Annotated in this window: 10 protein-coding genes; 3 read left to right on the forward strand and 7 right to left on the reverse strand. The window is 71.8% G+C overall.

Annotated features, from left to right (window positions below):
* Nucleotides 1-85 precede the first annotated feature (85 nt).
* The gene (locus tag D473_RS0114530; protein WP_017609791.1) at nt 86-1,015 is read right to left on the reverse strand and encodes a polysaccharide pyruvyl transferase family protein; all 930 of its coding nucleotides are present in this window, start codon (nt 1,013-1,015) and stop codon (nt 86-88) included.
* 147 nt (nt 1,016-1,162) lie between these two features.
* Here D473_RS0114530 and D473_RS0114535 point away from each other — a divergent pair, with 147 nt between their 5' ends.
* Nucleotides 1,163-3,139: an acyl-CoA dehydrogenase family protein gene (locus D473_RS0114535; protein ID WP_026126958.1), complete on the forward strand. Its 1,977-nt coding sequence runs from the start codon at nt 1,163-1,165 to the stop codon at nt 3,137-3,139.
* 68 nt (nt 3,140-3,207) lie between these two features.
* On the opposite strand, the gene D473_RS0114540 is transcribed toward D473_RS0114535, so the two are convergent.
* From D473_RS0114540 to D473_RS0114565, 6 genes are all read right to left on the reverse strand, one after another.
* Entirely contained in the window at nt 3,208-3,807 is a 600-nt protein-coding gene (locus tag D473_RS0114540; RefSeq protein ID WP_017609793.1) for a hypothetical protein, read from the reverse strand.
* Nucleotides 3,808-3,932: 125 nt separating this feature from the next.
* Entirely contained in the window at nt 3,933-4,544 is a 612-nt protein-coding gene (locus D473_RS0114545) for a TetR/AcrR family transcriptional regulator (protein WP_017609794.1), read from the reverse strand.
* Between the two features lie 70 nt (nt 4,545-4,614).
* Nucleotides 4,615-5,787 (reverse strand): acyl-CoA dehydrogenase family protein, encoded by a 1,173-nt coding sequence (locus D473_RS0114550; protein WP_017609795.1) that lies wholly within the window; start codon nt 5,785-5,787, stop codon nt 4,615-4,617.
* Nucleotides 5,784-7,814 (reverse strand): ATP-binding protein, encoded by a 2,031-nt coding sequence (locus D473_RS0114555; RefSeq protein WP_017609796.1) that lies wholly within the window; start codon nt 7,812-7,814, stop codon nt 5,784-5,786. Before D473_RS0114555 ends, D473_RS0114550 begins: the two co-directional genes overlap by 4 nt.
* A 70-nt stretch (nt 7,815-7,884) precedes the next feature.
* A complete protein-coding gene (locus D473_RS0114560) occupies nt 7,885-9,486 on the reverse strand; it encodes an acyl-CoA carboxylase subunit beta (RefSeq protein ID WP_017609797.1) in 1,602 nt (533 codons plus the stop codon).
* Nucleotides 9,483-11,234, reverse strand: coding sequence for an acyclic terpene utilization AtuA family protein (locus D473_RS0114565; protein ID WP_017609798.1), 1,752 nt, complete (start codon nt 11,232-11,234; stop codon nt 9,483-9,485). The genes D473_RS0114560 and D473_RS0114565 overlap by 4 nt, the downstream gene beginning before the upstream one ends.
* Nucleotides 11,235-11,384: 150 nt before the next feature.
* On the opposite strand from D473_RS0114565, the gene D473_RS0114570 reads away from it, so the two are divergent.
* On the forward strand, nt 11,385-11,870 hold the full coding sequence (locus D473_RS0114570) for a hypothetical protein (protein ID WP_017609799.1): 486 nt from the start codon (nt 11,385-11,387) through the stop codon (nt 11,868-11,870).
* Between the two features lie 79 nt (nt 11,871-11,949).
* Nucleotides 11,950-12,543 carry a hypothetical protein gene (locus tag D473_RS0114575; RefSeq protein WP_017609800.1) on the forward strand — a complete coding sequence of 198 codons (594 nt, stop codon included), beginning with the start codon at nt 11,950-11,952 and terminating at the stop codon, nt 12,541-12,543.
* Nucleotides 12,544-13,137 lie beyond the last annotated feature (594 nt).

The following is a 13,137-nucleotide window of genomic DNA, read 5'->3' on the forward strand; positions in this document are numbered from 1 at the left end:
CGCCGGGAGTCGGGGGCCGATCATGTTCCTGCCGCGCCTTGCCGGTTTCGTGCATCCGCCCTCCCCTTCCGCGTGAACTGCCGGTTCACCGCGAGGACAGCGCTGCGCCCAAGACTGCCGTGAGTTCCCCGGCCAAGGGCGAGGCGGGCTCGGCGGCCCGGGAACGAGCGGCCTGGTGGCCCTCGCTGCGGCACCAGTGCCACAGCCGATCCAGGTCCCCGGTGTCGGGACCGTGTTCGGAATCGTCAACCGTGACCACCGGCCAGTCCCAGGCCCCGCCCTGGGCAGCCACCTTCGCTCCGCCGGCGACCGGGTCGACCGCGAGGGCCGGTACACCGTTGCGCAGCGCGAGCACGAGCCCGTGCAGGCGGGTGGTGAGGACCAGGTCCGTGCGGGCGACCAGGGCGTCGAACTGGGCCGTGTCGGCGCAGTGCAACCCGTCACGGGTGTCGAGCCGGGTGTCCAGGGGCACCCGCGCGCAGTCCTTGCCCACCAGCCACCGGCCGAGCCGCCGGTGGACCCCCTCGTGGGCCGAACGCGCTCCGTACTCGGGCTGACCGGGGGCCTGGACGATCCCCACCACGGGCACGTCCCGTCCCGTCGGTGCCCCCGGTGCCAGGTCACGCTGCCCGCCCCGCCCCTCCACGTCGCGGGGCAGGAGCGTGTGGAAGCCTCGGGCCGCGGCGTCGTCCGGGTCGACCACCGAGACCCCGACCGCGACCCGGTGACAGTGCCGGAAACTCCGGTGCAAACTGCGGACCTGGGGTCCACTCACCGGCCCGCACACGAACACCAGGTCGGTGTGGCCGCGTTCCCGGGCCTCGTCGAGGCCGAGGCCCTCGGGGCGGAAACGGGGGCTCCATGCCGTCTCGTGGGTGATCCCGGCGGCGGCCAGTTCGGCGCACACGGCCTCGGCCGCACCGACATCGCCGGCGGTCGCCTCGCCGTCGACGAAGGAGAACCAACCGGTGACCAGGACCCGTGCCTGCCCGTCGGCGCCCTCTCGCGTGCCCACTGCCTCACCTCCGCGGGTCGGGTGGGTGCCGTGGGTGTGAGTACCTCGGCAGGCACCGGGGCAAACACCGGCCGGCAGGTGGCAGTCTGAGGTCCCCCGGTCCCTCCCCTACCGTTGGGACACAGGCGCAAGAAGGGGGACCGCATCATGAACGAACAGCCGCTACGAGTCGACGACGACGAGCTGCGGGGGCTGCTCGACGGTCAGTGGGCACACGTGCGCGAGCGTGCGCGCGACGTGCTCCAGGGGGAGGACTTCGCCCCCGTGACGGGGTTGTCGATGGAGGACCACCGTGCCCTGACCACCGAACGTCTCGGAAAGCTGGCCCAGACCGGGATGCAGACCTACGGCTTCCCGGAGGAGGTCGGCGGGTCCGGCGACGTGGGCGCCTCCGTGGTCGCCTTCGAGATGCTGGTCCCGGACCTGTCGCTCATGGTCAAGATGGGCGTGCAGTGGGGCCTGTTCGGCGGGGCGATCAGCGCGCTGGGCACCGAACGGCACCACCGCGAGTACCTTCCGGGCGTGATGTCGCTGGACCTTCCCGGCTGCTTCGCGATGACCGAGACCGGGCACGGCTCGGACGTGCAGAACCTGCGCACCACGGCCACCTACGACCCCAAGACCGAGGAGTTCGTGGTCCACACGCCCGACGAGTCGGCGCGCAAGGACTACATCGGCAACGCCGCGCGCGACGGGCGCGCGGCGGTGGTCTTCGCCCAGCTGCACAGCGCCGGTATCGACCACGGGGTGCACGCGCTCATGGTGCCGATCCGCAACGAGGACGGCGCTGCGGCCCCGGGTGTGACCATCGAGGACTGCGGCCACAAGGCCGGGCTCAACGGCGTCGACAACGGCCGCCTGTGGTTCGACCAGGTGCGGGTGCCGCGCACCGACCTGCTCAACCGGTACGGCGACGTGGGGCCCGACGGTGCCTACACCAGCTCGATCGAGAGCAAGAACCGGCGTTTCTTCACGATGCTCGGCACACTCATCCGGGGCCGGATCAGTGTGGCCGGGGGCGCGGGCAGTGCGGCCAAGGCGGCGCTGTCGATCGCGGTGCGCTACGGCGACACCCGGCGCCAGTTCACCCGCCCCGGGCCCGAGGGGGAACCGGAGCGGGAGGTGCGCATCCTCGACTACCTCGCGCACCAGCGCAAGCTCCTGCCGGCCCTGGCCCGCACCTACGCGCTGCACTTCGCGCAGGAGGAGCTGGTCACCCGCCTGCACGAACTGCACGGGGCCGAGGAGCGCGACGAGCACGCCCAGCGCGAGCTGGAGTCGCGGGCGGCCGGTCTGAAGGCGATGGCGACCTGGCACGCCGGCGACACCATCCAGACCTGCCGCGAGGCCTGCGGCGGGGCGGGCTACATCTCGGAGAACCGCATCCCGCAGCTCAAGGCCGACTCCGACATCTTCACCACGTTCGAGGGTGACAACACGGTCCTGCTGCAACAGCTCACCAAGGGCCTGCTCACCAACTTCCAGGACGCCTTCGGCGACCTCGACCAGCTGGGTCTGGCCCGGTTCATGGCGAGCAAGATGTTCGAGACCGCCATCGAACGCACCGCCGCGGTCCCGTTGATCGACCGGCTCATCGCGGCCGCTCCGGGCCGGGGCGGCAGCACGAGCCTGTACAACCGCGGTTGGCAGATCGAACTGTTGGAGGACCGCGAGAAGCACGTCGTCGAGGGCCTGGCCGCGCGTCTGCGCCGCGCGAGGAAGGACGGCGCCGACGCCTTCGAGGTCTTCAACCACGCCCAGGACCATGTGCTCCGGGCCGGCCGGGTGCACATGGAACGTGTGGTCCTGGAGGCGTTCGTCGCCGGGATCGACCGCTGCGGCGACACTTCCACCGCCAAGCTCCTCAACCGGTTGTGCGATCTGTACGTGATGTCGGTGGTCGAGGAGGACCGCGCATGGTTCCTGGAGCACGAGCGCCTGTCCACGGCGCGCGCCAAGGCCGTGACCGCGGCCGTCAACGAACTGTGCCAGGGGCTGCGCCCCTACGCGGTGCAGCTGGTGGACGCCTTCGGCTTGCGTGACGAGTGGCTGGCCGCGCCGATCGCCCTGGGGCGCGAGCACGACCGCCAGGGGGACACGGTGCCGGAGCGCGGCCGGGTGTGAATCCCGGGATGTGATGTGTCGTTCGGGCGCGGCCGGTCGCCGGCCGCGCCCGAAGACACGGGCCCGGGTCAATCCTCCGTGCGGGTCCCCTCCGGGGCCGTTCCGGTCTCGGAACCGGCGCCCTCGGGCGGCAGGTCGCCCTCCTCCTCCACGCGCAGGCGGACCGGCTCCCACCACCACCAGTGCGAGCGCGGGACCCAGGAGGGCACCTCCTCCTCTGTGGCGATACCGGCTTCGGCGGCCACCTCCGCCAGGGCCTCGTCGATGCGGGCGATGGCGTCGAGGTCCTGGGGACGCAGGACCGCGGTCCAGGGCACGAACTCCTCACCGAGGACCTGCAGCATCGAACGCCGCCAGCAGGCGGGCCGGTACCCCTCGTGCCGACCGTTCTCGGCGGCGGTCTGGCTGCGCACCACGTACAGGCCCAGGCGGTCGGGGTTGTTTCCGCCCGCCAGCAGCTCGGCCAGGTCGGTGGTGAACTTGCGGCCGGCGGGGGGCNACTGCCGCTGCGCCGGGTTCGTGGCCCGGTACAGGTCGAACAGGGCCGCGAACGCCGAGTCCATGAGGGAGTCGCGGTCCCTGGTCCGCGAGGCGCTCTCCGCGAAAGCACTCAACGCCCGTCCGGCCAGGCCGGGGAGGTCCCTGCCCGTCTCCGCACTCACCGTCACACCGCCTTGTCCAGTTGGATCGCTTTACTCCGCGTTGGTCCGTGCCGACCGGTTCGATGATAAGCCTCCTGGACACGGCGCTCCACCTCGGGACCTTCGACCCCGGCGGGTTTCCGGCACGCCCTTCAGACGGCGAGACGCGGTCCCAACTCGCGTTCGAGCATCGCGGCCCACTGGCGTGCGATGCGGTGGCGGCGGGCCGTGTCGTCGGTGAGCAGGTTGGCCAGCCCCAGGCCGCGTGCCAGATCGAGGGTGGCCTGCACGGTCTCGCGCACACCGGGCACGGACTCCTCGGCCCCCAGCACCTCGACGGCGGTGCGGTGGGCCTCACGCCCCACCCGCTGCTCCAGCGGCACCACCCGGGGATGGAGATCGGGGTCGCTGGCCGCGCTCGTCCACAATTGCAACGCCGCCTGGAACTCGGTCCCGCTGAAGACGTCGAAGAGCAGCACCACCATGGTCTCGACCCGCCCCGGCCCCTCCGGCAGGTCCTCCATCAGGCGGCGCAACCCCGCGATGAGCCCGTCGGCCATGCTGTCGAAAGCGGCCACGAACAGGTCCTCGCGGGTCTGGAAGTGGTGCTGGGCCGCTCCGCGCGAGACCCCCGCGCGCTCGGCGACCGCGCCCACCGTCGTGCCCGGGACCCCGCGCTCGGCCAGACAGGCCACGGCGGCCTCCAGCAGACGGGCCCGAGTGGCCCTGCTGCGCTCCTGTCTGGGTTCTCTGTCGGTCTCCACGGGCGCGCCTCCCACGTGTGGTGGCCGCCCGGGCGCGGATCGGTGCGCCCGGGCGGGCCGGTGTCCTCGGTCAGTACGACTTGGGCAGGCCGAGCGACTGCTGCGCCACGTAGTTGAGGATCATCTCCCGGCTGACCGGGGCGATCCTGGACAGGCGTGCGGAGGTGAGCGCAGCTCCCAACCCGTACTCGCCCGCCAGGCCGTTGCCGCCCAACGTCTGCACCGCCTGGTCGACCGTGTGCACACAGGCCTCGGCGGCGGCGTACTTGGCCATGTTCGCGGCCTCGCCCGCCCCCGCGTCGTCGCCGGAATCGTAGCGGAGCGCCGCGAACTGCGTCATGAGCCGCGCTTGCTCCATCTCGATCTTCACCTGCGCCAACGGGTGGGACAGGCCCTGGTGCGCGCCGATGGGGGTATCGCGCCAGACCACCCGGTCCTTGGCGTAGTCCACCGCCTGGTCGAGCGCGTGCCGGGCGGTACCGGTGGACATGGACGCGGCCATGATGCGCTCGGGGTTGAGCCCGGCGAAGAGCTGCAACAGGCCGGCGTCGGGGTCGCCGACCAGGGCGTCGGCGGGCAGGCGCACGTCGTCCATGAAGAGTTGGAACTGGTGGTCGGGGCTGAGCAGGTCCATCTCGATCTGCTGTCTTTCCAACCCGGGGGTGCCGGTGGGCACCGCGAACAGCGCCGCGGACAGGCGACCGGTGCGTTCGTCCTCGACCCGGCCGACCACGAGTACGGCGTCGGCCACGTCGACCCCGGAGATGAAGGTCTTGCGGCCGTTGAGCACCCACTCGTCGCCGTCCTTGCGGGCGGTGGTGGTCAGGCGGTGGGCGTTGGAACCGGCGTCGGGTTCGGTGATGGCGAAGGCCATGACGGTGGAGGCGTCGGCCAGCCCCGGGAGCCACCGCTGCCGCTGCTCGGGTGTGCCGAAGCGGGAGAGGACGGTGCCGCAGATGGCCGGGGAGACCACCATCATCAGGGTCGGGCACCCGGCGGCGCTGAGTTCCTCCAGGACGGCGGCCAGATCGCCGATGCCGCCGCCCCCGCCGCCGTACTCCTCGGGGATGTTGACGCCGAGATAACCGAGCTCGCCGGCGGCCTTCCACAGGTCGGTGAGGTAGGCGCCCTCCTTGGCGCGGGCGCGGTAGTACCCCTGCCCGTACTCGGAGGCGAGGGCCGACACGGCGGCCCGCAGTTCGGTGCGTTCGGTCGGTTCGGTGAAGGCCATGGCGCCGGTCAAGAGTCCTGCCCTTCGTGGTCGAGTACGGCCAGAGGTGTTCCGGCCGCCACTTTCTGTCCCTCCGCGACCGGGATCTCCCGGACGGCACCGGCGGCCGGGGCGGTGACGCGGTGCTCCATCTTCATCGCTTCCATGCGCAGCAGGGTCTGGCCCTCGGTGACCTTCTCCCCCGCTGCCACGTCGACGGAGGTGACGGTGCCCGGCATGGGTGCGGGCATGGCACCGGGGTCCACGAACGCCTCGGGTGGGGGCAGTGGGTCCACGGGGGTCAGGGCCAGGGAACCGAGCGTGGAGTCCACGTACACCTGGTCGGATCCGGGAGGGTTGTGCACCTCGAAGGCGCGGCGGACCCCTTCGGACTCCAGGACCACGTGTCCGGGTGCGGCCGAGAGCACGCGCACCTCTTCCTGTTCGGGCAGGTAGGTGCCGCGCGAGGTGCGGTAGGCGGTGGTGAGCTCGTGGCCGTCGTCGGTGGTGTGGCGGCGTGTGTGCGCCTGGGAGGTGAGGTTGCGCCAGTTCGCGGTGATCCCGGCGGGCACGGGGGTGGAACTGCGGGCCGCCTCGGCCGCCGACAGGCTCGCGGCGAGGGCGGACAGGCGCTCGGTGGCCCGGTCGGCCCACGGCCGGGCCAGGTCGGTGAGCCGGTCACCGGACAGGAATCCGGTGTGGGGTGCGCCCTGGAGCATGGCGGGATGGCGCAGGATCCGCACGAGCAGATCGCGGTTGGTGCCGACCCCGTGCACCCGCGCCCCGGCCAGGGCGGCGCCGAGCCTGCGCAGCGCATCACGGCGGTCGCGGCCCACCGCCACGACCTTGGCGAGCATCGGGTCGAAGTCGGCGCCGACGGTGTCCCCGGTGGCCACACCGCTGTCCAGGCGCAGGCCGGGTGTGGTCAGGGGGGTGAAGGCGCAGGTGGCGGCCGGGACATCGAAGGCGTGCAGGGTTCCGGTGCGCGGGCGCCAGTCGTTGCGGGGGTCTTCGGCGTACAGGCGTACCTCGACGGCGTGACCGCTGGGCGCGGGCGGGCCTCCCTCGGGCAGGGCCTCACCCTCGGCCACACGGATCTGCCACTCGACCAGGTCCAGTCCGCTCACACACTCGGTGACGGGGTGCTCGACCTGCAGGCGGGTGTTCATCTCCAGGAAGACCGGGGCGCCGGGGCGGCCCTGTTCGTCGACGGGCAGGAGGAACTCGGCGGTGCCGGCGCCCACGTACCCGATCCTCTCGGCCATACGGCGCGCGGCCCCGTGCAGGTTCTCGCGCAGTTCGGGGCCGATGCCGGGTGCGGGGGCCTCCTCCACGACCTTCTGGTGGCGGCGCTGGACCGAGCAGTCGCGCTCGCCCACCGCCCAGACGGTGCCGTGGGTGTCGGCCAGGACCTGTACCTCGACGTGGCGGCCGCGCTCGACGTAGGGCTCGCAGAACACGGTGGGGTCGCCGAAGGCGGAGGCGGCCTCGGCGGAGGCGCGTTCGACCTCCTCGGGCAGGCTCTCCAGGTCGCGGACCACCCGCATGCCGCGGCCGCCGCCCCCGGCGGAGGCCTTGACGAGCACGGGCAGATGGAAGGCTTCGACCCGGTCGGCGGTCAGGGCCTCGGAGACGGGGACGTCGGATTCGCGGGCGAGCTCCTTGGCGCGGGTCTTGGCGCCCATCTCCCCGATGGCTCCGGGCGGGGGCCCGACCCAGGTCAGTCCGGCGTCGAGGACGGCGTGTGCGAAGGCGGCGTTCTCGGACAGGAATCCGTAGCCGGGGTGGACGGCGTCGGCCCCGGCGGTGCGGGCCGCAGCCACCAGGGCCTGCGGGTCGAGATAGGTGTCGACGGCGCCGCGCCCCTCGGGCACGGTCATGCACACGGCCGCGTCGGCGTCGGTGACGTGGGGGGCTCCTTCTTCACCGGGGGTGTACACGGCCACGGCCGTGATGCCCAGCTGTCGGCAGGTACGGGTGACGCGGCGGGCGATCTCACCGCGGTTGGCCACGAGGAGGGTGGTGACGGGCCGGGTCGGTGGGGTGGGGTGTGTGTTCAACTCGTGCTCCCGGACGGGGCCCGGCGGCGGGCCGGGCCGGCGGACGTGAGGGTCGGGGCCGGACCAGGGTTCACATCCGGAAGACCCCGAAGGCGTCGGTCCCCTCCACCGGTGCGTTGTGGGCGAAGGACAGGCACAGGCCCAGGACGGTGCGGGTGTCGCGGGGGTCGATGACACCGTCGTCGTAGACCCGTCCGGACAGGAACAGGGGCAGGGACTCGGCCTCGATCTGGTTCTCGACCATCTCGCGTACGGCGGCGTCCTGGTCCTCGTCGTAGGGTTGGCCCTTCTTCTCCGCCGACTGCCGGGCGACGATCGACAGCACCTCGGCGAGCTGCTTGGGGCCCATGACCGAGGAACGTGCGCTGGGCCAGGCGAAGAGGAACCTGGGATCGTAGGCGCGCCCGCACATGCCGTAGTGGCCGGCCCCGTAGGAGGCGCCGATGAGCACCGAGAAGTGGGGGACGGTGCTGTTGGAGACGGCGTTGATCATCATCGATCCGTGTTTGATGATGCCGCCCTGCTCGTACTCGGCCCCGACCATGTACCCGGTGGTGTTGTGCAGGAACACCAGCGGGGTGTCGGAGCGGTTGGCGAGCTGGATGAACTGGGTGGCCTTCTGCGCCTCCTCGCTGAACAGCACACCGTTGTCGTTGGCGAGGACGCCGACGGGATATCCGTGCAGGGTGGCCCAGCCGGTGACCAGACCGGTCCCGTAGGCGGGTTTGAACTCGTCGAACTCCGATCCGTCCACGATGCGGGCGACGACCTCGCGCGGGTCGACGGGCACCTTGAGGTCGGGGGGCATGATCCCGGCCAGTTCCTCGGCCGGGTAGAGGGGTTCGGCCGCCTCGGTGCGGACGGGGACGCCGCCGGCCTTGCGGTGGTTGAGGCGGGCGACGATGCGGCGGCCGATGCGCAGTGCGTCGTGTTCGTCCTCGGCGAGGTGGTCGGCCAGCCCGGACTGCTCGGCGTGCATGCGCGCGCCGCCCAGGGACTCGTCGTCGCTCTCCTCCCCGGTGGCGGCCTTGACCAGGGGCGGTCCTCCCAGGAACACCTTGGAGCGCTCGCGGACCATGACCGTGTGGTCGCTCATGCCGGGGATGTAGGCGCCCCCGGCGGTGGAGTTGCCGAAGACCAGGGCGATGGTGGGCACACCGGCGGCCGACAGGCGGGTCAGGTCGCGGAAGGTGCGCCCGCCGGGGATGAAGATCTCCTTCTGGCTGGGCAGGTCGGCACCGCCGGACTCCACCAGGCTGATCATCGGCATGCGGTTCTGCTCGGCGATCTCCCCGGCCCGGTGGGTCTTCTTGAGGGTCCAGGGGTTGGAGGCGCCGCCGCGCACGGTGGGGTCGTTGGCCAGGACGACGCACTCGGTCCCGGAGACCACACCGATGCCGGTGATGACACTGGCGCCGACGTTGTACTCACTGCCCCAGCCGGCCAGCGAGGACAGCTCGAGGAAGGGGCTCGCCTCGTCGAGGAGGAGTTCGATGCGTTCGCGGGCAAGAAGTTTGCCGCGGGAACGGTGGCGGTCGATGTACTTCTCACCGCCCCCGTCGACGGCCTTGGTGTGCTCGGCGTCGATCTCGGCGATTCTCTCCAGCATCACGCGGCGGTTCCGGGCGTGGTCGGAGGAGGCGGGATCGATCCGTGAGGTCAGGACTGTCATGGCAGCAGTGCCTCCGGGAGGTCGGTCCGTCGGGCTCGCAACCATTCGCCGAGCCCCTTGGCCTGGGGGTCCTGGCCCTCGCGGCGTGCGGTGCCGGGGGCGAGCATCCCCTCGATCCAGAAGTTGGCGGCGCGCAGGTTGGGCAGCAGGTGCCGGGTGACTTCCAGATCGGCGGTCTCGGGCAGCAGTTCCTGGATCCGTTCGGCGGTCAGCTCGTGGGCCAGCCAGGCGAAACCGGCGTCGTCGCGGACCCACACGCCGAGGTTGGCGTCGGCTCCCTTGTCGCCGCTGCGGGCCCCGAGGACGGTGCCGAGGGGAGCACGGCGGCGCGGACCCTCGGGCGGGAGCGGGGGCAGCGGCGGTTCGGGGACGGGGGCCAGGTCCTGGAAGCGGTCCGAATGGGCGATGGCGATCCGGTCGCCGTCGGGCAGGATCGCGGTGTGCTCGACCTCCTGCACGGGGACGAGCTCGTGGGTGGCGGCGATCCCGTCCGGGCGGGCCGGGCTCGGGGGCGCGCTCATGTGGAACCCGGCGTACCCGGCGAGGGCGATCTCCACGGCGGCGGCACCGAAATTCCGGCCGATGGCGCGGGCGTCGTGGTCGCGGGCGGTCACGCGCAGGCGGGCGGTGGCCCGGTCCTGGGTGTGGCCCCCGGGGTCCTCGGCGGGGCGGAGGTCGAACCGCAGATCGCTGGGTTTGCGATGGGCGAGGGCGGCACGGATCTGGCGTTGGGCCCAGGCGGCCTTCTCCTCGGCGCCGTCCCCGGTGATGAGCAGGTCGTACTCGTTGCGGAAACCGGTGAGCCCGGTCAGACCGACCTTGAGGGTGGGCGGGGGTGCCTCGCCCCGGGTACCGCTGAGCCGGACCCGGTCGGGACCCTCCTGGGCCAGTTCCACGGTGTCCAGGCGGGTGGTGACGTCGGGGCCGGGATAGCGGGCGCCGACGATCTCGTAAACGAACTGGGCGGTGACGGTGCCGGTGGTGACCGCTCCCCCGGTACCCGGGTGTTTGGTGACGACCGCGCTGCCGTCGGCCGAGATCTCGGCGAGGGGGAACCCGGGGTGATCCAGGTGGTGTCCGTCGGCGACCAGGTCGGGGGCGAAGGCGTAGTTGCCGCCGGTGGCCTGGGCGCCGCACTCGATGACGTGCCCGGCAGCGGTGGCCCCGGCCAGGGCGTCGAGGTCCTCTCGTGTCCAGCCGAAGTGGGAGATCGCCGGGCCCACGGCGAGGGAGGCGTCGGTGACCCGGCCGGTGACGACGATGTCGGCGCCGGCGTCCAGGCATGCCGCGATCCCGAAACCGCCCAGGTAGGCGTTGGCGGTCAGGGGTGTACCCAGGCCGAGCTCCTCGGCCCGGTGCAGCAGGTCGTCGCCGGTCACACACGCGATGCGGGGTTGGAGGTCCAGCTGCTCGGCGAGTTCGGTGAGCTGATCGGCGAGGCCGCGCGGGTTGAGGCCCCCGGCGTTGGTGACGACCTTGGTCCCGCGTTCCATGACGAGTTGGAGGGTCTCGCGCATCTGGCGCAGGAAGGTCTTGGCGTAGCCGCGCCCGGGATCGGAGAGCTGATCCCGGCCGAGGATGGCCATGGTGAGTTCGGCCAGGTAATCACCGGTGAGGACGTCGACGGGCCCTTCGGTCAGCATTTCGTGGACGGCGGCGAAACGGTCTCCGTAGAAACCGGAGGCGTTCCCGACCCACAGCGGTGGCGCTGGTGTCGCAGTCATGGAGACGAGAGTGACACCGGCCACACGAAAAAACAAGCACGTGTGATTGTTTTTCTCGCGGACAAGACCGGGGCCGCCCGCACCGGGCAGAGCTGCCCCGAGTGACCGGAAGTGGCCACGGAGCGGACGCCCCCACTCGTCCACGCGCGCCCGGCACCCAGTAGTTTTGGGGCCGTGAGTACCTCCCGAGAAGACGGCGTCACCGACAGCGCCATCGACGAGACCCCTTCCCCCGAGAGCCGGGAGACCGACAGCCCCGAGGAGGGTGCCGTCGAAGGCGGCACCGACTTCCTCCACGGCTCCCACCCGAAGTCCCCGCCCAGGGGCGGTGGTGTGTTCTCCCCCGAGGCCCTGTCCGTGACCGGTCTTCTTCTGCTCCTGCCGGTGCTGGTGGGCGGTCGGCTCCTGGAACGCGTGGCCTGGTTCGGCATCGGCTCCGGCGTTGCCGACGCGGGACAGCTCGCGCTGCTGCGGGCCGAGATGCTGACCACCGGCGCCGTCGCCGCCGTCGCCGTCCTGCTGGCCTCGGTGTCGCTGTTCACCGGCAACGACCGCACACGTGCCTGGGCCCGCTGGTCGGCCTCCGCGGTCGTGCTGGCCGGTGTGCTCAGCCTCCTGATGTGCCTCCTCGCTTTCGTCGGCATGGTGTCGGCGGGCTGACCTGCCCTGGAACGGCGACACGGGCGCGCAGACCCCTCCTTAGGCGCCGTTTAACCAGGTCGAGGGGTACGTTGGCCGAATGGGCAACGACAACACCAATCCCACGGACCCCACGGACCCCACGGACCGTCCGGAGGGGGCCGAGGGCCAAGACCCCGCTTCCTCCGAGGACACGTCCGTCGACACCCCGAACGAGGACCCGCGCTGGTCCGGGCCCCACGACGAGGCCGAGGTCGGTGCTGACCAGGACCTCTCCGGAGCCCCGGTCAGCGCCGGTGCCGCCGCCTACGGGCCCCGCCCCGGTGGGCTGCTCGGTTCGGAGACCTTCGCCCTCACCGCGGTGTTCCTGCTCGCTCTGACGCTGCTCTCCAGCCAGATCGTGCAGCTGTTCAGCACCGTCCTGCAGATCGGTGACCAGCCCGTCCCGCACGATCAGGTCGCCCAGCTCTCCAACCAGGCCGTGGTCGGGGGCGGCCTGGCGCTGCTCACCGTGCTCTTCGCCGCCCTGGCCCTGGTACTCACCAACATGGGCACCCGTCCCTGGGCCCGCTGGCTCGCCATGGCCAACGTCATCGTGGGCGTGCTGTTCGTGATCATGGCCGTTCTGACCTACGTCATGATCCCGGCAGGCACCGAACCGCAGATGCCGCAGATGCCCTCCGTCCCGCAGTAACTCCGGCGCTCTGCCCGCCCCTCCGGGCGGGACACGTTCGGTGGGCAGCTCCCTCGTCCGCCGGACACGCCAATGACGGATCTTCGCCCCCGGCGGCCGCGCACGCGGTCGCCGGGGGCGTTCGTGCGTCGGGGCGCTCGTGTGCCTGCCCGGGCCTGCCCGGGGCGGGATCAGGCGCTGTCTCCGTACGCACTCCTCCTTACTATTTCTTTGCGGGGAAGAGGTCGACCGGCCCTGGGTCGGTGGCCGGGGGCTTCGAGCGGTGGCTGGAGGCTCCGGGTCGAGGGCTTGTGACGCTGGTGTGGGGTGGTGTTCGTCGGAGCGTCGAGCTTAGCCCGGCCGGGGCTTCCCGCAACCCGCTTCGGCGCCACCCCCACTCCTGTCCCTGGGTGGGGATGGTGACGGCGTTGTGGTGGGTCGGGGTGGGGCGCCTCGGGGTGTGCGGTCCGCCCCTTGACGCCGGGCTGTTGCGCTCTCGCCGCCGAACACCTAACGGCCGGCCCCCTCATCCGCCGAAGAAGTGGGGGTCCCAACTGCCGACCCTGTAAGTCTGTTCGTGGCTGGCCTGGGGCCGGCTGGCAGGGTAGTACCTGT

Source organism: Nocardiopsis xinjiangensis YIM 90004, assembly GCF_000341145.1.
Lineage (GTDB): Bacteria > Actinomycetota > Actinomycetes > Streptosporangiales > Streptosporangiaceae > Nocardiopsis > Nocardiopsis xinjiangensis.

Bases quoted from the DNA above. Each gene is read 5' to 3' on its own strand.
- D473_RS0114575 (WP_017609800.1), top strand. From the start codon at position 11,950: ATGGGCAACGACAACACCAATCCCACGGACCCCACGGACCCCACGGAC.
- D473_RS0114535 (WP_026126958.1), top strand. From the start codon at position 1,163: ATGAACGAACAGCCGCTACGAGTCGACGACGACGAGCTGCGGGGGCTG.
- D473_RS0114560 (WP_017609797.1), bottom strand. From the start codon at position 9,486: ATGACAGTCCTGACCTCACGGATCGATCCCGCCTCCTCCGACCACGCC.